21 protein-coding genes are annotated in these 20,868 nt (G+C 48.9%); 11 read left to right on the forward strand and 10 right to left on the reverse strand.

What is annotated here, in order from left to right:
- Positions 1-40: 40 nt before the first annotated feature.
- Positions 41-151 carry a YjcZ family sporulation protein gene (locus ACWJJX_RS15640; protein ID WP_369719092.1) on the reverse strand — a complete coding sequence of 37 codons (111 nt, stop codon included), beginning with the start codon at positions 149-151 and terminating at the stop codon, positions 41-43.
- Positions 152-230: 79 nt separating this feature from the next.
- Positions 231-1,595 (reverse strand): aspartate kinase, encoded by a 1,365-nt coding sequence (locus ACWJJX_RS15645; RefSeq protein ID WP_454023105.1) that lies wholly within the window; start codon positions 1,593-1,595, stop codon positions 231-233.
- 414 nt (positions 1,596-2,009) lie between these two features.
- Here ACWJJX_RS15645 and ACWJJX_RS15650 point away from each other — a divergent pair, with 414 nt between their 5' ends.
- The 4 genes from ACWJJX_RS15650 to ACWJJX_RS15665 are packed head-to-tail and all read left to right on the forward strand — an operon-like array spanning position 2,010 to position 5,618.
- Positions 2,010-2,963: an ABC transporter permease gene (locus tag ACWJJX_RS15650; RefSeq protein ID WP_003156332.1), complete on the forward strand. Its 954-nt coding sequence runs from the start codon at positions 2,010-2,012 to the stop codon at positions 2,961-2,963.
- A complete protein-coding gene (locus ACWJJX_RS15655; protein ID WP_007410274.1) occupies positions 2,953-3,900 on the forward strand; it encodes an iron chelate uptake ABC transporter family permease subunit in 948 nt (315 codons plus the stop codon). Before ACWJJX_RS15650 ends, ACWJJX_RS15655 begins: the two co-directional genes overlap by 11 nt.
- Positions 3,894-4,652, forward strand: a complete 759-nt coding sequence (locus tag ACWJJX_RS15660; RefSeq protein ID WP_454023106.1) for an iron ABC transporter ATP-binding protein — start codon at positions 3,894-3,896, stop codon at positions 4,650-4,652. The genes ACWJJX_RS15655 and ACWJJX_RS15660 overlap by 7 nt, the downstream gene beginning before the upstream one ends.
- A 21-nt stretch (positions 4,653-4,673) precedes the next feature.
- Entirely contained in the window at positions 4,674-5,618 is a 945-nt protein-coding gene (locus tag ACWJJX_RS15665; RefSeq protein ID WP_003156329.1) for a siderophore ABC transporter substrate-binding protein, read from the forward strand.
- Positions 5,619-5,659: 41 nt separating this feature from the next.
- On the opposite strand, the gene ACWJJX_RS15670 is transcribed toward ACWJJX_RS15665, so the two are convergent.
- The 4 genes from ACWJJX_RS15670 to ACWJJX_RS15685 all read right to left on the reverse strand — a co-directional run bounded on the left by ACWJJX_RS15670 (position 5,660) and on the right by ACWJJX_RS15685 (position 9,188).
- Positions 5,660-7,084, reverse strand: a complete 1,425-nt coding sequence (locus tag ACWJJX_RS15670; protein ID WP_063636989.1) for an MDR family MFS transporter — start codon at positions 7,082-7,084, stop codon at positions 5,660-5,662.
- Positions 7,085-7,101: 17 nt separating this feature from the next.
- On the reverse strand, positions 7,102-7,977 hold the full coding sequence (locus ACWJJX_RS15675; RefSeq protein WP_454023107.1) for a TetR/AcrR family transcriptional regulator: 876 nt from the start codon (positions 7,975-7,977) through the stop codon (positions 7,102-7,104).
- A 160-nt stretch (positions 7,978-8,137) separates the two neighbouring features.
- On the reverse strand, positions 8,138-8,884 hold the full coding sequence (gene nfsA / locus ACWJJX_RS15680) for an oxygen-insensitive NADPH nitroreductase (RefSeq protein ID WP_032857700.1): 747 nt from the start codon (positions 8,882-8,884) through the stop codon (positions 8,138-8,140).
- Between the two features lie 16 nt (positions 8,885-8,900).
- Positions 8,901-9,188 (reverse strand): putative quinol monooxygenase, encoded by a 288-nt coding sequence (locus ACWJJX_RS15685; protein ID WP_003156323.1) that lies wholly within the window; start codon positions 9,186-9,188, stop codon positions 8,901-8,903.
- A 141-nt stretch (positions 9,189-9,329) separates the two neighbouring features.
- Between ACWJJX_RS15685 and ACWJJX_RS15690 the strand changes: the two genes are divergently transcribed.
- Positions 9,330-9,644, forward strand: coding sequence for an ArsR/SmtB family transcription factor (locus ACWJJX_RS15690; RefSeq protein ID WP_003156322.1), 315 nt, complete (start codon positions 9,330-9,332; stop codon positions 9,642-9,644).
- Positions 9,645-9,671: 27 nt separating this feature from the next.
- Here ACWJJX_RS15690 and gabR read toward each other — a convergent pair whose 3' ends face one another.
- Positions 9,672-11,081 (reverse strand): MocR-like transcriptional regulator GabR, encoded by a 1,410-nt coding sequence (gene gabR, locus ACWJJX_RS15695; protein WP_024084887.1) that lies wholly within the window; start codon positions 11,079-11,081, stop codon positions 9,672-9,674.
- A gap of 107 nt (positions 11,082-11,188) precedes the next feature.
- Between gabR and gabT the strand changes: the two genes are divergently transcribed.
- The 4 genes from gabT to gdh all read left to right on the forward strand — a co-directional run bounded on the left by gabT (position 11,189) and on the right by gdh (position 15,814).
- On the forward strand, positions 11,189-12,496 hold the full coding sequence (gabT, locus tag ACWJJX_RS15700; protein WP_003156320.1) for a 4-aminobutyrate--2-oxoglutarate transaminase: 1,308 nt from the start codon (positions 11,189-11,191) through the stop codon (positions 12,494-12,496).
- A gap of 105 nt (positions 12,497-12,601) precedes the next feature.
- Complete coding sequence (gene gabD, locus ACWJJX_RS15705; protein ID WP_003156319.1) at positions 12,602-13,990, forward strand: succinate-semialdehyde dehydrogenase; 1,389 nt, start codon at positions 12,602-12,604, stop codon at positions 13,988-13,990.
- Positions 13,991-14,144: 154 nt separating this feature from the next.
- Positions 14,145-15,008: a RhaT/GlcU family sugar-proton symporter gene (locus ACWJJX_RS15710; RefSeq protein WP_003156317.1), complete on the forward strand. Its 864-nt coding sequence runs from the start codon at positions 14,145-14,147 to the stop codon at positions 15,006-15,008.
- Positions 15,009-15,028: 20 nt separating this feature from the next.
- Positions 15,029-15,814 carry a glucose 1-dehydrogenase gene (gene gdh / locus ACWJJX_RS15715; protein ID WP_007609424.1) on the forward strand — a complete coding sequence of 262 codons (786 nt, stop codon included), beginning with the start codon at positions 15,029-15,031 and terminating at the stop codon, positions 15,812-15,814.
- Between the two features lie 45 nt (positions 15,815-15,859).
- Here gdh and ACWJJX_RS15720 read toward each other — a convergent pair whose 3' ends face one another.
- The 3 genes from ACWJJX_RS15720 to ACWJJX_RS15730 are packed head-to-tail and all read right to left on the reverse strand — an operon-like array spanning position 15,860 to position 18,717.
- Entirely contained in the window at positions 15,860-16,471 is a 612-nt protein-coding gene (locus tag ACWJJX_RS15720; RefSeq protein WP_043866834.1) for a YcnI family copper-binding membrane protein, read from the reverse strand.
- Between the two features lie 12 nt (positions 16,472-16,483).
- On the reverse strand, positions 16,484-18,112 hold the full coding sequence (locus tag ACWJJX_RS15725; protein WP_376936105.1) for a copper resistance CopC/CopD family protein: 1,629 nt from the start codon (positions 18,110-18,112) through the stop codon (positions 16,484-16,486).
- Between the two features lie 32 nt (positions 18,113-18,144).
- Entirely contained in the window at positions 18,145-18,717 is a 573-nt protein-coding gene (locus ACWJJX_RS15730; RefSeq protein WP_070081369.1) for a DeoR family transcriptional regulator, read from the reverse strand.
- A 176-nt stretch (positions 18,718-18,893) separates the two neighbouring features.
- Here ACWJJX_RS15730 and ACWJJX_RS15735 point away from each other — a divergent pair, with 176 nt between their 5' ends.
- Together ACWJJX_RS15735 and ACWJJX_RS15740 are read left to right on the forward strand one after the other, a co-directional pair.
- Positions 18,894-19,235 carry a hypothetical protein gene (locus ACWJJX_RS15735; protein ID WP_003156306.1) on the forward strand — a complete coding sequence of 114 codons (342 nt, stop codon included), beginning with the start codon at positions 18,894-18,896 and terminating at the stop codon, positions 19,233-19,235.
- Positions 19,236-19,409: 174 nt separating this feature from the next.
- Positions 19,410-20,849, forward strand: a complete 1,440-nt coding sequence (locus ACWJJX_RS15740) for a PTS mannitol transporter subunit IICB (RefSeq protein WP_014720723.1) — start codon at positions 19,410-19,412, stop codon at positions 20,847-20,849.
- Positions 20,850-20,868 lie beyond the last annotated feature (19 nt).

A 20,868-nucleotide genomic window follows, 5' to 3' on the forward strand; every position in this document is an offset into this window, starting at 1 on the left:
GGTCAAAACCCGCAGCGTCCTCATATAGACGGAGTGATGCTTAGAAACCGCCAACATAGGCAGTACCTACAATAACCAACAGGATAAATAAAACAACGATCAAAGCGAAAGAGCTGATTCCAGAATATCCTGACATGAGCTTCACCTCCATATTGTCTATACCATACAATATGTAAAAGAAGCTGCTTTGTAAGGGATATTAGTGGACAAGAGAAAAAAGAGGCGGTGTCCTATGAGAGTAAGACTCCGGCAAAAAACTCGTCATACAGCGCCCGCACCGCTTGTTTTTCCTGTTCTTCTTTCACCCCGAACATCATGCTGACTTCCGATGACCCCTGATTGATCATCTCGATGTTGACGCCGGCTTCGGACAGTGCTTTGGATGCCCTGGCGGTTGTGCCGACATTATGGCGCATCGCTTCCCCGACGACCATAATCAGCGCCAGATTGTGCCTGACTGTGACTTCATCTGCTTGAAGTTCCTGCTTCAGACGGGTGACGAGCCTGTGTTCCAGTTCTGAGTCCATCTGATCGTGCCGAAGGATGATCGTGATGTCGTCAATGCCGGATGGAACGTGTTCATACGTCAATCCTTCTTCCTCCAAAATGTGAAGGGCTTTGCGGCCGAAACCGATTTCCCGGTTCATTAAATATTTGCTTATGTAAATGCTGCAAAAGCCCGTGTCGCTTGCGATGCCGATGACTGGCCCGTTCGTATTGTCACGGCTGCTGACGACGCGCGTTCCTTTCGCATCCGGATTATTCGTATTCTTAATCTGAACGGGGATGCCGGCCCGAAATGCGGGAATCAGCGCTTCATCATGAAAAACGGAAAATCCGGCATAGGAGAGCTCACGCATTTCCCGATACGTCAGTTCGTTAATTTCTTTCGGATGCCGCACGATTGACGGGTTGACGGAATAGACGGCGTCCACATCAGTAAAGTTTTCGTACAGGTCGGCTTTTAAGCCGCTGGCGAGAATGGAGCCGGTAATATCTGAGCCGCTCCGGGAAAACGTCACAATCTCATGCTCCTTCGTGTAACCGAAAAATCCCGGAAAAATGATCAAGCCATCACGGTTTCTCAGACGGTACAAATGATCATAAGATTCAGGGAGCACCTGCGCGCTTCCGGGTTCATTCGTCACAAACAGCCCCGCTTCTTTCGGACTTACGTATTCCGCTTTCACGCCCTGCCGTTGGAAGTAGGCTGCGATCAGCTTCGCGTTGTTGTCCTCGCCGCTCGCTTTCACCGCATCCATATATTGTTCGGGATTGGCTTTGCTGTTGTTTAAGAGAGCGAATAGGTCACTGCGGATTCTTTCTATAATAGAGAAATCCAGGTTCAGCTCACGCGCGATGGCAGCGTACCGTTCAATGACCGGTTCGGCAAGCTCAGGCGCTGCACCTTTTTGCAAATAATGCTCCGCACAGCTGATTAACAGATCCGTCACCTTTGTATCGTCCGAGAAGCGTTTTCCCGGCGCCGATACGACGACGGCTTTCCGCGAGGGGTCAGCCGTCACGATTTGAAACACTTTCTCAAGCTGGGCTCCTGACGCAAGAGAGCTGCCTCCGAATTTTACAACTTTCATGATTTACATCCCCTAATATTTAAATTTTCTCACAAATTTAATTTTTATTATCTCTCTTTCAAACATGTAAATCAAGGATTTTTTCTACGTAGGGAGAACATTTGTATTTTCCTGGAGGAATTTTGCCGCTGTTTGTCAGATTTTTTTCCCTCAAGCGTGTCATCATGTGCAAAAAATGATAAGCAGCCAAATGAAGGTTATAGAAAATCCTGCAAATTCTTGATAGACTGATTGTAAAACAATTTAGTGTACGGCCCGCGGATGACCCCTTTTGAAAGCAAAACTGTATTGACTGCGCTTGGAAAGATGATAAGATTATAGTTGTCGTTGATAATGATAATCATTACGAGTGGGGATATATGGGAGTTGTTTGGCTATCAGTCATTCCGTTTGTGATGGGTGCAGGGAGGCAGCATGAAGCTACGTTACTTACTTTTGCTACTGGCGGTTTTGGCGTGTACTTCTATATTTATCGGTGTAGAAGATTTGTCGCCGCTGGATATTTTTCATTTAAATAAAGAACAGGCAGGTACATTGTTTGACAGCCGGCTGCCGCGTTTGGTGAGCATTATCATCGCCGGCATGAGCCTGAGCATCTGCGGATTAATCATGCAGCAGATCAGCCGGAATAAATTTGTATCGCCGACGACTGCGGGAACGATGGACTGGGCAAGGCTCGGAATTTTGATTTCATTAATGCTTTTTACGTCAGCGAGTCCGCTTGTGAAAATGTCTATCGCTTTTATTTTCGCGTTGGCGGGAAATTTCCTTTTCATGAAAATCCTCGAGAGAATCAAGTTCAATGATGCGATTTTTATTCCTCTCGTCGGTTTAATGCTTGGGAATATCGTCAGCTCAATCGCCACGTTTATCGCATATAAATACGACCTGATCCAAAACCTGTCATCTTGGCTGCAGGGAGATTTCTCACTGGTCGTTAAAGGCCGGTATGAGCTTTTATATCTGAGTATCCCGCTGGTGATCATCGCTTATGTCTATGCGGATAAATTTACGGTGGCGGGAATGGGAGAGAGCTTTTCCGTCAATCTCGGCCTGAAATACAAACGCGTCGTCAATATCGGTCTGATTATCGTGTCTCTCATCGCTTCACTGGTGATCCTGACCGTCGGGATGCTGCCGTTTCTCGGTTTGATCATTCCCAATATGGTGTCGATTTACAAAGGGGACAACCTGAGGAGCAGCCTGCCTCACACAGCTCTCTTGGGCGCTGTTTTTGTGCTGTTTTGCGACATTTTGGGGAGGGTGATCATCTTCCCGTACGAAATTTCCATCGGCCTGATGGTCGGTGTTATCGGCAGCGGCATCTTCCTGTATATGCTGTTAAGGAGAAAAGCATATGAGTCATAATAAAAAAATTACGCTGCTGGCGGCGCTCGCCATGATATGTATCGGATTCTTTCTGTTCTACGGACTGGGCAATTGGGAATACTCCCTGCCGAGACGATGCTTCAAAGTGCTTGCCATGATGCTCACCGGGGGAGCGATCGCGTTTTCAACGGTCATCTTCCAGACGATTACAAATAACCGCATACTGACACCGGGCATTTTAGGCCTTGATTCCCTGTATATGCTCATTCAGACCGTCATCGTGTTCCTGTTCGGTTCAATGAATATCGTCATGATGAACAAAAATCTTAATTTCGTCATCTCCGTCGGGCTGATGGTGCTCTTGTCACTCGTTTTGTATCAGCTCATGTTTAAAGGCGAGGGGCGGAACGTGTTTTTCCTTCTGCTTGTCGGCGTCGTGTTCGGCACGCTGTTCAACAGTCTGTCATCCTTTATGCAGATGCTGATTGATCCGAATGAGTTCCAGGTTGTTCAGGACAAAATGTTTGCCAGCTTTAACAATATTAACACCGATCTTTTAGGATTTGCCGGTGCTGTCTTTCTTCTGACAGGCATTTATGTCTGGCGGTTCACGCGGTTTTTTGACGTGCTGTCGCTCGGCAGGGAGCACGCCGTCAACCTTGGGATTGATTACGATAAGCTTGTGAAACAGATGCTCATCGTCGTCGCCATTCTTGTGTCTGTCTCTACAGCTCTTGTCGGGCCGATTATGTTTTTAGGACTGCTTGTCGTCAATCTGGCGAGAGAGTTTTTAAAAACCTACAGGCACACGTATTTAATCGCGGGTTCCGTCCTGATCAGCATCGTCGCGCTTGTCGGGGGTCAGTTCGTCGTGGAGAAAGTGTTCACGTTTTCCACGACGCTGAGCGTCATCATTAATTTTGCCGGCGGGATTTATTTTATCTATCTGCTGTTAAAGGAGAATAAATCATGGTAGAGGTCAAAAATGTAAGCAAACAATACGGAGGGAAAGTCGTCCTTGAGAAAACGTCTCTATCCATTCAAAAGGGCAGGCTCACCTCGTTTATCGGTCCGAACGGCGCGGGAAAAAGCACGCTGCTGTCTATCATGAGCCGGCTGATTAAGACGGATTCCGGAGAAATCACGGTCGACGGGCAAGAGATCGGGGCCTGTAAAAGCAACGATCTGGCGAAAAAAATCAGCATCCTGAAGCAGACGAACCAAATCAATATAAGACTGACGATTAAAGACCTGGTCAGCTTCGGCAGATTTCCGTATTCCCAGGGGAAACTGACGGATGAAGATTGGGTGCATATCAATCAGGCCCTCAGTTATATGAAGCTGGATGACTTAAAGGATAAATATCTCGATCAGCTCAGCGGAGGCCAGTGTCAGAGGGCGTTTATCGCGATGATCATCGCTCAGGATACGGACTATATTTTTCTCGATGAGCCGCTGAACAATTTAGATATGAAGCATTCCGTTGAAATGATGAAGCTGTTGAAGCGGCTTGTGGAAGACTTCGGAAAAACGGTCGTCGTAGTGATTCACGATATCAACTTCGCATCCGTCTATTCAGACCATATCGTCGCACTGAAAAACGGCCGGATCGTCAAAGAAGGGCCGGCGGAGGAGATCATTGAAACCTCCGTGCTTGAAGATATTTATGATATGACCATCCCGATTCAAAAGATTGACAGTCAGCGGATCGGTGTGTACTTTTCTTAAAAACCAGATGAGGTGAAAGTCATGAAAAAATTCGCATTGCTATTCATTGCGCTAGTTACGATTTTTGTTGTTTCTGCATGCGGAAACGGGGACAAAACATCAGGCAAATCAAAAGAAACAATCACAATCAAAGATGATCTGAACAAAGAAGGAGTCAAAGTGCCGAAGAATCCGAAAAAAGTCGTCGTATTCAACTTCGGAATGCTGGACACGATGGATGAACTCGGTTTACAGGATCACGTGGCGGGACTTCCGAAACAAAACCTTCCAAAATACTTATCTTCATATAATAGTGATAAATACGCCAATACCGGCGGTTTAAAAGAACCGGATTTTGAAAAAGTCGCGGATATTGATCCGGATTTAATCATTATCGCCCACAGACAATCTGATTCTTATAAAGAGTTCTCGAAAATCGCGCCGACGATTTATCTTGATGATGACTATACAAACTACGTTGACAGATTCAAGCAAAACACTGAAGTGATCGGCAAAATCTTTAACAAAGAAAATGAAGTGAAAGATAAGCTTGCGAAAATTGACAAATCCATTGCCGATCTGAAGAAAAAGACAAGCAGCACGGATAAAAACGGATTAGTGGTGATGGCGAATGACGGCAAAATCAGCGCGTTCGGATCTAAATCAAGATACGGCTTCATTCATGATGTGTTCGGCGTCAAACCGGCTGACAAAAACATCGAAGCTTCACTGCACGGACAAAGCATTTCCTATGAATATATCGCCAAAACAAACCCTGATTACATGTTTGTCGTTGACCGCGGAACAGCGATCGGCACAAAATCTTCAACAAAACAAGTTGTTGAAAATGATTATGTAAAATCGGTGAAAGCCGTGAAAAACAACCATGTTGTCTACCTTGATTCAGCTACATGGTATTTATCAGGAGGCGGCCTGGAATCCATGGCGCAAATGGTGAAAGAAGTAAAAGACGGAATCGAGAAGTAAAAAAAGAACCCGGTCACATACGTGATCGGGTTCTTTTTGGTTTACCGCGTAACGGCCTGCTGCTGCTCGGGCTGACGCGGTTTTTTCTTCAATGTAAAAGATAGGAGGAAGCCGGCCAGCGCGATGCAGGCGGCTACGACAAATGCCGCATTCATGCCGTGCAGGGCAGCGTTTGCCGGAGTTGACGCATTGGCGTGCGCGGCCTGACTGCTCATCACGGAAACCAGCAGCGCCGTACCGATAGAACCGCCGACTTGGCGGACGGTATTGTTCATGGCTGTGCCGTGCGGAATTAAGTGGCGCGGCAGGGCATTGATTCCCGCTGTCGTCACCGGCATCATAATCATGGCTGTTCCCAAAAGCCGCGCGGTATAAACGACGACAATCCAAATGAGAGACGTCGAGTCCGTCAGATTCATAAACGGCAGGGACGTGAGCAGGATGATGAAGAATCCGGTCATCGCAAGGCCTTTTCCGCCGATTCTGTCAAACACCCGGCCGATAAACGGAGACATCATCCCCATCACAATCGCGCCCGGCAAAAGCATTAATCCGGTATCAAACGCGGATACGCCCCGGACCTTTTGCGTGTAAAGCGGGAGAATGGTTTCCGTTCCGATCAGCAGCGCGAAAACAAGCGTTCCGAGCAGGGTGGTCAGGCTGAAAATCCCGAAAGAAAACACACGGAATTCCAGCATCGGTTTTTTGAGCTTCATCTGTCTTGCGATAAAGAAAATCAGCGCGGCCGCTCCGACAAGCAGCGAAGTCAGCACTTCAGTACTGGTCCATCCTGAGGAACCGGCGCTTGAGAAGCCGTAAAGCAGCCCGCCGAATCCGAGGGTCGATAAGATCACGGATAAAATATCAATCTGTGTTTCTCGTAATGTCGTGACGTTTTTCATCAGAATAATCGCTAAAAGCAAATCGATGACTGCGATCGGGAAGATGATGTAAAACAAAGACCGCCAAGAGAATGCTTCGACCGCCCATCCGGAAAGCGTCGGGCCGATCGCCGGCGCGAACGAAATAACCAAGCCGACCATACCCATGGCGCGGCCGCGCTTTTCCATCGGGAAAATCGTGAGAAATACCGTCTGCATGAGCGGCAGCATAATTCCGGCGCCGGCCGCCTGAATAATCCGGGCCGTTAAGAGCACCGGAAAGTTCGGGGCGAATGCGCCGACAATGGTGCCCGCCGTGAAAATACTCATAGCGGAAATCAGGAGGGTGCGGCTCGTAAATTTCTCTATTAAAAATGCGGTAATCGGGATTAAAATCCCGTTCGTCAGCATAAACGATGTTGTCAGCCATTGCGCTTTGTTGGCGTCTATATTGAAGTCATTCATAATGTGCGGCAGCGCCGTGATAAGCAGTGTCTGGTTCAAAATGGCGACGAACGCTCCCGCCAAAAGAATCCCGACAATGACAGAGCGGTTGTATGGTGCAGTTTCAATACTCTTATTCAAGCTGATTCCTTCTTTCTTTATAGTTTGAGCAATGTTTTAACGGCTGCAAGCGGCTGGTGCAGCGGTCCGGCCTGCTCCAAATAACCGATGAGCGCTTTTATAAGAAAATCCCGCGGCTGTTTGTCCGCTGATTCTTTCTCCAGCATAACCGCCGCGGAAGTGAGTCCTGCGGCATCATATTTTTCCTCCGGAAGGGCTGAGACAGCTTCTTTCAGTTCCTTCAGGCTTTCAGCCAGCAATACGGTTTTGTCTTTCGGCTCAAATGAGGAAGCGGAGGCGGTATAAAGGTCAATCATCTCCTGAGGCAAAGCCGTTTCGGTTTTCCTGTTTTCGACGATGAGATTGAGATGGCGGATGATAAAGTCCGTGAGCGGCTCCAGGGCGAGCGGTTCTTTTTCCAGCTTAATCAGCGTGATGCATTCTCTCAGGAGCCCCTGCAGGACGATCACCAGCTCCCATACATAAGGAATAATGTCTTCGCCGTACGTCTGAATCAGTGAATCGCGATGCCAGCAGATAAAGGTGGAGCGGGCCCTGTGAATATGCCGTTTTACCCGCTCATTAATGGAAGAGGGGCTTCCGTACATCAGCATATTAAAAAACTGCTGGTTGCGCCTGAAGCCTTCAAGCTCAGCCATCAGTTTTTTGGAAAACCGTTCCTCAGGGGAGAGGCTCGTTTCTTCATTTAATAATGAAGCGGCCGCTACCATCTGTTTCTGGTTAAAATCGAGCAGCTCCAGGAGCAGGTCTTCCTTTGATTCAAACAGCTTATACAAAGATGCTTTGGAGACTTTGCACTCCTCTGCGATCGCCTGCATCGAGACCGACGAAAAGCTTTTCCCGGAAAAAAGCTTCCTTGCCGCCAGTAGAATATCCGTTTTCTTATCATTCATAAGCCCAGATTCCTTCTTTCGTCACAATAGAAAACCCACCGGTTCACAGAAAACCAATGAGTATATGATGAAAATATTAACAAAAATTTTTACATAGTGTCAACGCTTTTGTTTGAGAAATAGAAAAAACCTGCCGGAGTGTTCCGACAGGCTGATACGTTTATTTATCCGTCTTAAATCCTTGTTTTTCAAGCATTTCACGAATGTGAGGATAATAAACCTGCTTATAGTAGGAAGTGATGCCTTGTGACCAGTTTCTTGTTTCCTGTCCGTCGGTGCGTTTTTTCATGTATTCGGACATCTGCTTGTCATAGGCCTCGATATGGGTTCTTAAATCTTCTTCTTGATACGTTTCATGATGCAGAACGGCTGCTTGCGGCAGACGCGGTTTTTTCGCGGAGCGGTCTGCCGGATGGCCGATGACGAGACCGGAAACCGGGAAAACGTATTTCGGAAGTTTCAGCAATTCAATGATTTCGTCAGGCTTGCCGCGCACGGCGCCGATCGGCACAGTGCCGAGTCCCATTGATTCAGCCGCAGCCGTTGCCGTACCCAGCGCAATCCCGACATCTACGGCTCCGACTAGAACGGACTCTAAACCGTTCGTGATCTCAAGCGGTGTATCATTATATTCTTCAAGCGCAATTTTGGCGCGGTTAAAATCAGCGCAGAATAAAAGGAAAACAGGCGCTTGGTCAATCCACGGCTGGCCGCCGGCCAATTCGGATATTTTTTTCTTCCGCTCCTTATCTTTCACCGCAATAACGGTAAATTGCTGGCCGTTAATGGAAGTCGGCGCTGCCTGAGTTGCTTGGATGATAAGGTCCAGCTGCTCATCCGATACGGGTTCATCTGTGTAGCTGCGGATGGAACGGTGGTCTGTTAATATTTGAAGGACTTCGTTCATGTCATTCATCCTTTCGTTACTCTGACAGTTCTGTGCGGACGACGTCAAGCGGCGCACTCAGCACTTCTTTTGCTTTTGCCACGAATCCTTGGAAATGGTCAGTTGCGTTGTGGAATTTCATCGCTTCTTCATCTTTCCATTGCTCAAGCATAACGAATGTATTTTCCTCACCGACTTTTTCGAAAAGATCGTATTGCACATTTCCTTCTTCCGCGCGTGAATGCTGAACAAGTGATTGTGCTTCTCCTAAAAATTCCTCGCGTTTATCCGCTTTTACTTTCATGTAAGCCTGTAAGACGATCATTGTTATTCCTCCTGATTGGGTTTATTTGTTATAGTTCGAATATTATCGAACTAACTGTAACATGTTTCGCAGTGAATGGTAAAGGAAAAACCCTCACCGCCTAAATTGTCACCCGCCGCTTTTATGTGTTACATTTGACTCATGAACATTCCAAACCATCCTGAAACCGACCGCTTACAGCTGACAAAGGTTCTTCATGCTCTGAGTGATCCGCTCCGCTTAGAGCTGGTCAAACAATTGGCGGAAACAACAGAAAAAACGTGCGGTACCTGCGCTGATGTCCGGGTCGCCAAATCAACGCTGTCCCATCACTTCAAAGTGCTGCGGGAAGCGGGTATCGCCCAAGTGCGCATAGACGGGAAGCACCGTTATTATTCCCTGCGCAAAGATGATTTACAAGCGGCGTTTCCCGGCCTGCTGGAGGCGATTTTGCAGACAGAACCGGACCGCTGGTAAATAAGTCCCCGAATTCCGGGGGTTTTTTTATGCGCCGAAAACCGCCCGGTAAAGCCTGAGGACGCCTTCTTGAATATCGCTCTCCTTCAGGCGGGCGAACCCCAGAATGAGCTGCGGCTTATTTGAATCGCCTCCCGCTTTCAGACGGAACCGGCTCATCGCAAACAGATCGAGCTGTTCTGCATCCGCCCGTGCCAATATCTCTTTTTCTGAACGGGCGCAGTCAAACTCAGTGACAAAATGAAGCCCCGCATTGGCGCCCTTTACACTGATTCTTTCTCCGAATGTTTCTTCCAAAGCCGAAATGAGGCGTTCCCGCATGTTCTTATAATGCTGCTTCATCTTTTTAATATGTTTCTGATATTCACCTGAGTCGATAAATTCTTTCAGCGCGAGCTGGGCAAGCGTGCTGCACGTATGCAGGTCATACGTTCTCTCTTTGAACGTCCGCAAAAGCCCGGGCGGCAGAACCATATAGCTGATGCGCAGACCTGGGAAAAGGGATTTTGAAAAGGTCCCCATGTAGATGACATTTTGAAACCGGTCAAGGCTTTGAAGCGCCGGTATCGTATCGGCGTCATATTTAAATTCACTGTCATAATCATCTTCAATGATGAAGCGGCCGTTCTGTTCGGCTGCCCAGTTTAAAAGCTGAATCCGCCGGGAAGCGGGCATGATCACGCCTGAGGGGAATTGATGGGAAGGCGTGGTGATCAATACACAGGGCCGGCGTTTTTCAATTTCAGCCATGGACATGCCTTTTTCATCAAGGCTGATCGTCGCAACCTTTTTCCCGAGGTTTTGCAGCAGCCGGTACATCCTCATATATCCCGGGTTCTCCATGGCGTACAGCGCGTCTTTTGGCAGCAGTTCCGTCAGCAGCTGCGTCAGCATTTGCGTGCCCGCCCCGAGCACGATTTGTTCCGGGCGGCATGTAACGCCTCTTGTCAGGGAAATAAGCCGCGAAATGGTTTCACGGACTTCATATAAGCCTTGCGGATGGACGAGTTCTCCGAGTGTATGAAATGAACGGGCGGCTGCTTTATGCTCACAGCGGAACCAGCTTTTCAAGGGAAAATGCGCCGTATCCACGCTCATATGAGAAAACGAAATCCAGCCGCTCTTATCCGGCTCCCGCTCTTTTAAATCTTCAGGCAATGAGAGCGAAGGGGTTTCTTCATGATAAACCGTATCAATTTCCTCCACGAAAAAGCCTTTTCTTTCGACTGCATATAAATAACCTTCCGAAAGCAGCTGCTGATAAGCTGAATTCACTGAATTCACGCTGACCTTCAGCGTCTCGGCAAGCTCCCGTTTAGACGGCACCTTTGTATGAGGCATCAGGCTGCGTTTCAAAACGGCCGCTTTTATGTGCTGATAGATCTGCTGATAGATATAATCCGCCGTTTCCGAATGATCAATGGAAATCGTCAGCATCCAGACCCTGCTCCTTTCTGATACCATGGATAAATTGATTTTGGTACTTTTCATCATACCAAAAAGAAGACAGAATGATAAGAAAACAATATAGGGGGATGGAATCTATGAGTCGAACAGCATCATCGGAAGTGACAACTGCCCAGTGGCAGCAAAAACGGGATCAATTCGTTTCCAAGGGGGTCGGCAACGGAAACCGCAGCATGGCGGTAAAAGGGGAAGGGGCGCTTTTGTACGATTTGGACGGCAGACGATTCATTGATTTTGCCGGAGCGATCGGAACGCTGAATGTCGGCCATTCTCATCCGAAAGTGGTGGAGGCCGTGAAGAAACAGGCGGAGGATCTGATTCACCCGGGATTTAACGTCATGATGTATCCGTCTTATATTGAGCTGGCCGAAAAACTTTGCGCCCTTGCGCCGGGAGATCATGCGAAAAAAGCGATTTTTCTCAATTCGGGGGCGGAAGCGGTGGAAAACGCCGTGAAAATCGCCAGAAAATATACGAAGCGCCAGGCTGTCGTGTCATTTACAAGAGGGTTCCACGGCCGCACGAACATGACGATGAGCATGACGAGCAAGGTGAAGCCTTATAAATACGGTTTCGGCCCGTTTGCCTCAGAGGTGTATCAAGCGCCGTTTCCTTACTATTATCAAAAGCCGGCCGGCATGAGCGACGAGCAGTATGACGACTTTATCATCAGCGCTTTCGAGGATTTCTTTATCGCCGCAGTCGCACCGGAAACCGTCGCCTGTGTCGTAATGGAGCCGGTTCAGGGAGAAGGCGGCTTCATCATTCCGTCAAAACGTTTCGTGCAGCACGTCGCCGCTTTTTGTAAAAAACACGGTATCGTTTTTGTAGCGGATGAGATTCAGACCGGTTTTGCCAGAACGGGAACGTATTTTGCGATTGAGCATTTCGAAGCCGTTCCGGATTTGATCACCGTATCCAAATCACTTGCGGCCGGATTACCTCTGAGCGGTGTCATCGGCCGGGCGGAAATGCTTGATGCCGCCGCGCCGGGGGAACTCGGTGGCACATATGCGGGAAGCCCGCTCGGCTGTGCGGCTGCGCTCGCGGTCCTGGATATTATTGAAGAAGAAGGGCTGAATCAGCGTTCCGAAGAGATCGGCCGGATCATCGAGCGTCAAGCGCTCGAGTGGAAAAAAGAGCATGCCTGCATCGGAGAAGTGCGCAGACTCGGCGCGATGGCGGCCATCGAAATTGTCAAAGATCCGCACACGCGGGAACCGGATAAAGCAAAAGCCGCGGCGATCGCTAAAACGGCGAACGAGAACGGACTGCTGCTGCTGACGGCCGGCATTAACGGCAACATTATCCGATTCCTGACGCCGCTTGTCGTGACGGATGAGCAGCTCAAAGAAGGCCTTTCCATTATCGAAGCAGCTCTGTGAGTTCAATTATTGGAATCCCGCCGGATGTGTCTGCTATCATGAAAGTGTGAGATACATCAACAAGCATTCAATGGTTTTACTATAGGAAAGAAAGGAATGTTCAATATGCCAGAACAATTAACAGTGTACAACCCGGCAACGGGAGAGGCGATCGAAAGCATCCCCCAGCAGACGGCCGAAGATGTTGAAAAAGCGATTGAACGTTCACATCAAGCGTTTCAATCATGGTCCAAAACATCAGCGGGAGAACGTGCCTCACTTTTGAGAAAATGGTATGAGCTGATTGTTGAAAATAAAGAAGAACTTGCGGAATTAATTACGAAAGAAAACGGCAAACCGTACGAAGAAGCGGTCGGAGAAGTTTTATACGGCGCCGGCTATATTGAATGGTTCGCCGAAGAAGCAAAACGGATTTACGGCAGAACCGTACCTGCGCCGACAACGGGCAAACGGATTGTCGTCACCCGTCAGGCGGTCGGCCCGGTAGCCGCGATCACGCCGTGGAATTTCCCGAATGCGATGATTACAAGAAAAGCCGCGCCCGCTTTGGCGGCAGGCTGTACGTTCATCATCAAACCGGCGGAGGATACGCCGCTTTCCGCTTACGCCCTTGCGCGTCTCGCATATGAAGCGGGAATTCCGAAGGACGTGCTGCAAGTGGTGATCGGTGACGGAGCCGAAATCGGAAACGTCTTCACCAGCAGCCCGAAAATCCGTAAAATTACCTTTACCGGCTCAACGCCTGTCGGCAAAATCCTGATGAAAAACAGCGCCGACACCGTAAAACATATGTCAATGGAGCTTGGCGGACATGCGCCGCTGATCGTGGATGAAGACGCTGATCTTGATCTGGCGGTAGCCCAAACAATGGCCTCTAAATTCAGAAATGCCGGCCAAACCTGCGTCTGTGCGAACCGGCTGATCGTACACGAATCCGTGAAAGACGAGTTTGCGAAAAAACTGAGTGAAGAAGCTGCGAAACTCAAAGTCGGAAACGGTCTTGAAAAAGGCGTAAACGTCGGCCCTGTCATCAACAAAAAAGGCTTCGATAAAATCGTCGGCCAAATTAATGACGCCGTGGAAAAAGGTGCAGAAGTGCTGACGGGCGGAACGTATGACCAAAACGACGAAAAAGGATGCTATTTCGTGACGCCGACCGTGCTTTCAAATGTAGATACATCCATGAACATCATGCATGAAGAAACATTCGGCCCGGTTGCGCCGATCGTTACGTTCTCAGATATTGATGAAGCGATCAAGCTTGCGAACGATACGCCGTTCGGGCTTGCGGCTTATTTCTTCACAGAAAACTACCGCCGCGGCATCTATATTTCTGAACAGCTTGAATACGGCATCATCGGCTGGAATGACGGCGGTCCGTCCGCGGTTCAAGCGCCGTTCGGAGGAATGAAAGAAAGCGGCATCGGCCGTGAAGGCGGTACGGAAGGCATTGAACCGTACCTGGAAACCAAATACATGTCTATCGGACTTTAATGAGCCGAAAAGAAAGCCCCGCTTCTAAGCGGGGCTTTTTTTATTGAGCGGTCTGCCGGTGAATATCGCCGGCAGGCTTTTTTGATATTGCGGGAATAATCGGTTCGATTCCAGACAAAATAACAGCAAATACGATTGAAAGAAGGTCGCCATCATGGATATATTACTGGCTCTTCTCCCGGCTTTATTTTGGGGGAGCATCGTGTTATTTAACGTCAAATTAGGCGGCGGGCCTTACAGCCAGACGCTGGGAACGACAATCGGGGCGCTCATCGTTTCGTTTGTGCTGTATCTGTTTGTCCATCCGGTGCTGTCCGGGCGCATTTTTATTGTCGGCATCATCTCGGGGCTGTTTTGGTCGCTCGGCCAAAGCAATCAGCTTAAAAGCATACAGCTGATGGGCGTTTCAAAAACGATGCCGATATCAACGGGAATGCAGCTCGTCTCGACTTCTTTGTTCGGTGTGATCGTATTCAAAGAATGGTCAACCCCGATCGCGATTACGCTGGGTATTCTCGCCCTTATTTTTATCATCATCGGGATTGTGCTCACATCTTTAGAAGATAAAAAGGGGCGGGCGGACGGAGAACCGGGAAACTTAAAAAAAGGCATTGTCATCCTGCTGATCTCCACGCTCGGCTATTTGGTCTATGTCGTCGTCGCCCGGCTGTTCGGTGTATCCGGATGGTCAGCGCTTCTGCCGCAGGCGATCGGGATGGTCATCGGCGGACTGCTCCTGACGTACAAGCATAAACCGTTTAATAAGTACGCCCTCAAGAACATTCTGCCGGGAATCATCTGGGCGCTCGGGAACATGTTTCTGTTCATCTCACAGCCGCGCGTCGGAGTTGCGACAAGTTTTTCCCTCTCTCAAATGGGGATCGTCATCAGCACGCTCGGCGGAATCTTCATTCTCCGTGAGAGCAAAACGAAGCGTCAGCTGGTCGCCATTGCCATCGGGATTATCCTGATCATTGTAGCCGCGGTATTCTTAGGCGTTGCGAAATCAAATTCATAACATATGCAGGAGGTTTGAACATGTACACGGATTTAAAAGGAAAAGTCGTTGCCATTACGGGAGCTTCATCAGGATTAGGAAAAGCGATGGCGATCCGCTTCGGACAGGAGCAGGCGAAAGTCGTGGTTAACTACTATAGTAATGAAAAAGACGCCCAAACCGTTAAAGAAGAGATTCAAAAAGCGGGAGGCGAAGCTGTCATCGTTCAAGGAGACGTCACAAAAGAAGAAGATGTCAAAAACATCGTGCAGACCGCAGTGAAGGAATTCGGCACATTGGATGTCATGATCAATAACGCCGGCATGGAAAATCCGGTTCAGTCGCATGAAATGCCGCTTAAAGACTGGAACAAAGTTATCAATACCAATCTGACCGGCGCTTTCTTAGGAAGCCGCGAAGCCATAAAATATTACGTAGAGAATGATATTCAAGGAAACGTCATTAACATGTCAAGCGTACATGAAATGATTCCGTGGCCGCTGTTTGTTCACTACGCGGCGAGTAAAGGCGGTATCAAATTGATGACGGAAACGCTGGCGCTTGAGTACGCGCCGAAGCGCATCCGTGTTAACAATATCGGACCGGGAGCCATCAATACGCCGATCAACGCGGAAAAATTTGCGGATCCCGTTCAGAGAAAAGATGTGGAAAGCATGATTCCGATGGGATATATCGGTGAGCCGGAAGAAATCGCGGCTGTCGCCGTCTGGCTTGCTTCAAAGGAATCAAGCTATGTGACCGGCATTACGCTGTTTGCTGACGGGGGAATGACCAAATATCCGTCTTTCCAGGCAGGCCGCGGATAAGAAAAAAAGCGATCGCAGGCTCTTTAGAGCCGGATCGCTTTTTGCTTACGCGCGTTTTTTCTTTACAAGCGCCGCGATGGAAAGGATAATCGCCGCAGCTGACAGAACGATGGCCGCAATATCAAGCGCTGATACGCCGGATTTGCTTTCTTCGTTTGACTGTTCAGCTCCGTGCGCATCCGTCACGCTGGCCGATTTCGTGATTTTCGTAATCGAGTGAGGCGTGTCAGCTTTCTCATCCCCCGTCCATTCTACAATGCTGCCGTCTTTGTAATATTGGTAAGCGTCCCAAGCGGCATCTCCGCTCTTTTCAGGATTTTTCGCAACGAACGTGAACTGCTGGAATTGGCCGGGCTGAATGCCGCCGTCCTTTGCTTCCCAAGTGACGGAGACCGCTTTGTCATCATGTTTGGATACGGATGTTTTCCAGCCCGGAATCGGCTGATACTGCTGAAATTCAACGCCGGCGGGCATTTTCAGCACGACTTTCGTTGTCGGCTCATTCTTTTCCACAGGCACTTTCATCGTGTATGTTTCCCAAGAACCGGCCGCGGATTCCGCGGGTTTGACTGAGACGTGGGCGCTTGCTGCCGCCGTAAAACCGACGAGTGACAGGGTCACGGCGGATATGAATATTAAAGCCTTTTTTTTCAACATGAGATACACTCCTTAGTTTGTCGTTGAGAATATTTGGTTGATTTCATTAAAATCGTTTGTCAGCCCGTGGACTTTGATCTTCCAGTTTCCCTTTTCGGTGATGGACAGGTTGGCGGCTTCGAATGTGCCTTCCTTCGTTTTCTTCAAATCAAAGGTGCTTTCATGCTGTTTGCCGCTGAAGCCCGTCTGGTAAACAGTGACCGTAAATTGCTGAATGTCTTTTACCAAGCTGCCGTTATGATCGGTGACAATGACTTGAAATTCATTTTTACCCGGCTGGTTCGGCGTAATGTGCAAGGACAGGGTCTCCCCGTTTCCGATCGTTTCTGAGCCGTTAAAAGGCAATGGCGCGGGCGGCGGCGGACTGGGCAGGCTTGTGAAGACGGCGGTTGTGAATAACACCGCAATACCAAGTGCCCATTCGGCCTTTATCGTTGCGCTGATGCTCCTTTTTCTGCTGAACTTCGTCATCCATACGTGAACGGCGCCGAGCGCAAGCATGATGACAAACAGTCCGATTTTCAAAAGGAGCGTCTTGCCGTAAGCGGTGTGAAAGAGTGAATCAAACGAGCGGATAATGAAAAATCCGTTCAGCACACCTGAAAATAACAGCACGCCGACAGAGGCGAACGCCCAAGGAGAAAACCGTCTGACCGTTTCCCAAGCGATGGTTTTATCGGTTTTTCTCCACTCTGATGAAAGAAGCAGCACAAGAGCGGCTATACCGCCCATCCATACAGACGCGGCCGATAAATGGAGAAAGTCCATCACGATGCCGACCGCTTTTTCGTCGATAACGGCTGCATGCCCGGCGAATGCTTTTGCCAAAAGCGAAGCGAAGAAGAGCAACAGCGGCGCCGTCCAGTACGCAAATGACCGAACTGCTTTCTTCTTCAGCAGCGGGATCATGGACAGGGCGAGCAGGATAAATAAGCTGATCTGGATCATCCAGACGTACCCGCCTGCCGTTTTCAGAAGCGTTTCTTTTACATAGTCCGGCTGAAACGCGGCGCTCCAAGCGCCGCCCGCGTTTTCTTTCGTCTGGATCGGGAGCTGGCACACGAGCGCGAGCCCCGTTAAACATAAAGAAATCACGAGCAGCTTTACAGTTCGTTTTGCTTTTGATGAATCTTTATTATTTCTGTACCAAAACAGATGGAAAAAAGCCGTGCCGATAAACAGGGAGAGAGCGGTGTACAAAATACCGCGGTCGATGGCCGCTTCGGGATGAAGCGCCGCTTGCGATGATGTCTGCTCCTGAAGTTCACCGCCGGCTTTTCCGATACTGAAAGGGATGACGCCGGATACCGGATGTCCGTCGGCCGATACCGCGTTCCATTCCGCTCTGTAAATATCATGCGGCAGATTTTTTTTCAATGCCGCGGTCATGATGCGGGCATTATTTTTTTGAATCACCGTTTTGCCCGCGTCAACCCGTTCGCCGGATGAATTATAGACCTTAATGGAGTGGAAGCCTTCTTCAATCTGTTCATTAAACTCAATTTCAATCTGCTTCGGCGCTTGTTTTAATTCGCTGTTCTCTCCCGGATTTGAGTTTGTGATGTAGGCGTGGGCGAAGCTTGTTTTCGGAATCAAAACAAGGAACAGCAAAAAGATGAGCCAGCGTTTGTTCTGTCTCATGGATGATGACACCGCCTTCCGGTTGGTTGTTGTTATGTCTTGCTGCAGGTGCATCCCTTCTGCCTGTCGTGTAAGATGATGTCCGCCGCCTCGTCAAAGGTGCAAATGACCCCGCCGAATCCTTTTTGAAACCGTTCTGCGTAATCAAGCGTTGAGAAGGGAATCGCCTGAGGCCGGCAGCAGTGAAGGTCAATATCGGCATGGACTAAAAAGTATGCGGAAGCGGCCGTCAGTGTCGTCTGGAGAAGAAAATCCTTACAAATGACGTGGGACACTTCTTCCTTTTTATCCTCATACCGCAAAATCGCGCAATGAATGCAGCACATCTGCTCAACGGCTTGGGAAACGGTAATAAGCTGAACAGAATACGAATGCTGAATCGGCCGCAGGCAATAGCCGCATTGATTGGCGCTTTGTTCTGAAGCGGGAGGGAGCGTAATGCCGCCGGGTGTCCGGATAATCCGGTTTGCATCCGCCAGCTGATTGACGTCTCTGTACACGGTCATCTCGGAGACGCCGAATCTCTCGCTTATGTCAGAGATTTTCAGCGCGCCCTCTTCTTTCAGCCATTCAAGCAAGGTTTGCTGTCTGTGAATCGGAAGCAATTCTGCATCCTCCTTTTTATGCGAATGAGTGATGAACCTCCCTCTAAGAGTAGATGTTTTCACAAATGCACACAAGAGCCTGATGATAAAATATGTGAAAAAATGTTGAACAATCACAAATGTAAAACACGCAGTCGGACTCTGTTATAATAGAAGAGTTGAATGGAGGAATAAACATGAAGGAAACGACCTGCCCGAACTGCGGCAAGCCGATTACAGGCGACATGGTCAGATCATCCATGATCCCGTGCCAGTTTCAGTGCGGGCATTGCCATGTGAAATTGCGTGAATATAAAGTATCAGCTCCGATTATGGCTGCGGCCATTGCGATCACGGTGCTTTTGATTTATCTTGTGCAGATGGCCAGAACCGCCGTCATGCCGATGTTTCCGGCAGCGCGGTATGTGCCGGCCGCCATTTTCGCGCTCGTATGTGCGTATCCGGTGTTTATTGTCAGTGAGCGGCTCATTGCCAAACTCGTCGTCACAAAAGGACACATTATATACAGAAAGCGGTAAGACACCTTTGATGAGGTGTCTTTTTTTGTTAAGGATTTGTCACAGTCTCTGTGCCAAACTCCTCTTTACTTTTCATTGAATGGGGATTGTAAGCGTTTTATGATGAAGACACAGGGGAGAGAGAAACCCCGTGTCTTATTTATTTTCATCTGAAGGCAGGCAAACAGGGAGGGAATGAACATGCAGCAAGAACAGCAAGCTGGCATGAAAGTGAAGATACAGCGGTTCGGCAGTTATTTAAGCGGTATGATCATGCCGAATATCGGCGCATTTATCGCATGGGGAATTATCACCGCGCTGTTTATTCCGGCGGGATGGTTTCCGAATCCGCAGCTGAATACATTGGTAAGCCCGATGATTACGTATCTTCTGCCGCTTTTAATCGCATATACGGGCGGAAAAATGATCTATGATCACCGCGGGGGAGTCGTCGGAGCGACGGCCGCCATCGGAGTCATTGTCGGAGCGGACATTCCGATGTTCTTAGGGGCAATGATTATGGGGCCTTTGGGCGGTTATCTCATTAAACAATTAGACCGTGTGTTTAAAGATAAAGTCAGACAGGGTTTTGAAATGCTGATCAACAACTTCACGGCGGGAATTATCGGCGCAGTGCTGACGATTATCGCGTTTTATGCGATCGGCCCGGTCGTCCTGTCTCTTAACAAATTGCTGGCGGCGGGTGTGGAAGTCATTGTCCACGCGAATTTGCTGCCGATTGCAAGCGTTTTCGTAGAACCGGCGAAAGTCCTGTTCCTGAATAACGCGATCAACCACGGCATTTTAAGTCCGATCGGAATCGAGCAGGCCGCCAAAGCGGGTAAATCCATTCTGTTCTTAGTGGAAGCGAACCCCGGGCCGGGACTCGGTATTTTACTGGCCTATATGTTCTTTGGGAAAGGCTCTTCAAGATCGACAGCTCCCGGAGCGGCGATCATTCATTTCTTCGGGGGGATTCATGAAATCTATTTCCCTTACATTTTAATGAAACCGATGCTGATCCTCGCGGCGATCGCCGGGGGAGCGAGCGGACTGCTTACATTCTCGATCTTTAACGCGGGTCTTGTCGCCGCATCATCTCCGGGAAGCATCATCGCCATTTTGGCGCTGACACCGAAAGGAAGCTATCTCGGCGTGCTGGCGGGCGTCATCGTTGCCGCGGCTGTATCGTTTATCGTCTCGGCGCTTATTCTGAAATCGTCTAAAGCGGGCGAAGAAGATTTGACAGCCGCGGCGGAAAAAATGCAGGAAATGAAAGGCAGGAAAAGTGAAGCGGCGGCCGCATTGGCAGACAAAGAGGAAGAGCCGGAAAACAGCGCCGCTGATATTTCCGCTGACCAAGTCAGCCGCATTATCTTCGCATGTGACGCGGGTATGGGATCGAGCGCAATGGGCGCCTCCATTTTAAGAAACAAAGTGAAAAAAGCAGACCTGGATATTGATGTGACAAATACGTCGATCAATAATCTTCCGAATGACGCGGATATCGTCATTACGCATAAGGACCTGACTGACCGCGCGAAAGCGAAGCTGCCGCAGGCGGTGCACATTTCGGTTGATAATTTCTTAAACAGCCCGAAATACGATGAACTGATTGAAAAGCTTAAAAACTAATCAAACAGAAAGAGGGATC

Source organism: Bacillus sp. YH3-2-B2, assembly GCF_053663335.1.

Bases quoted from the DNA above. Each gene is read 5' to 3' on its own strand.
- ACWJJX_RS15640 (WP_369719092.1), bottom strand. From the start codon at position 151: ATGGAGGTGAAGCTCATGTCAGGATATTCTGGAATCAGCTCTTTCGCT.
- ACWJJX_RS15645 (WP_454023105.1), bottom strand. From the start codon at position 1,595: ATGAAAGTTGTAAAATTCGGAGGCAGCTCTCTTGCGTCAGGAGCCCAG.
- ACWJJX_RS15650 (WP_003156332.1), top strand. From the start codon at position 2,010: ATGAAGCTACGTTACTTACTTTTGCTACTGGCGGTTTTGGCGTGTACT.
- ACWJJX_RS15655 (WP_007410274.1), top strand. From the start codon at position 2,953: ATGAGTCATAATAAAAAAATTACGCTGCTGGCGGCGCTCGCCATGATA.
- ACWJJX_RS15660 (WP_454023106.1), top strand. From the start codon at position 3,894: ATGGTAGAGGTCAAAAATGTAAGCAAACAATACGGAGGGAAAGTCGTC.
- ACWJJX_RS15665 (WP_003156329.1), top strand. From the start codon at position 4,674: ATGAAAAAATTCGCATTGCTATTCATTGCGCTAGTTACGATTTTTGTT.
- ACWJJX_RS15675 (WP_454023107.1), bottom strand. From the start codon at position 7,977: ATGAATGATAAGAAAACGGATATTCTACTGGCGGCAAGGAAGCTTTTT.
- nfsA (WP_032857700.1), bottom strand. From the start codon at position 8,884: ATGAACGAAGTCCTTCAAATATTAACAGACCACCGTTCCATCCGCAGC.
- ACWJJX_RS15685 (WP_003156323.1), bottom strand. From the start codon at position 9,188: ATGATCGTCTTACAGGCTTACATGAAAGTAAAAGCGGATAAACGCGAG.
- ACWJJX_RS15690 (WP_003156322.1), top strand. From the start codon at position 9,330: ATGAACATTCCAAACCATCCTGAAACCGACCGCTTACAGCTGACAAAG.
- gabR (WP_024084887.1), bottom strand. From the start codon at position 11,081: ATGCTGACGATTTCCATTGATCATTCGGAAACGGCGGATTATATCTAT.
- gabT (WP_003156320.1), top strand. From the start codon at position 11,189: ATGAGTCGAACAGCATCATCGGAAGTGACAACTGCCCAGTGGCAGCAA.
- gabD (WP_003156319.1), top strand. From the start codon at position 12,602: ATGCCAGAACAATTAACAGTGTACAACCCGGCAACGGGAGAGGCGATC.
- ACWJJX_RS15710 (WP_003156317.1), top strand. From the start codon at position 14,145: ATGGATATATTACTGGCTCTTCTCCCGGCTTTATTTTGGGGGAGCATC.
- gdh (WP_007609424.1), top strand. From the start codon at position 15,029: ATGTACACGGATTTAAAAGGAAAAGTCGTTGCCATTACGGGAGCTTCA.
- ACWJJX_RS15720 (WP_043866834.1), bottom strand. From the start codon at position 16,471: ATGTTGAAAAAAAAGGCTTTAATATTCATATCCGCCGTGACCCTGTCA.
- ACWJJX_RS15725 (WP_376936105.1), bottom strand. From the start codon at position 18,112: ATGAGACAGAACAAACGCTGGCTCATCTTTTTGCTGTTCCTTGTTTTG.
- ACWJJX_RS15735 (WP_003156306.1), top strand. From the start codon at position 18,894: ATGAAGGAAACGACCTGCCCGAACTGCGGCAAGCCGATTACAGGCGAC.
- ACWJJX_RS15740 (WP_014720723.1), top strand. From the start codon at position 19,410: ATGAACATGCAGCAAGAACAGCAAGCTGGCATGAAAGTGAAGATACAG.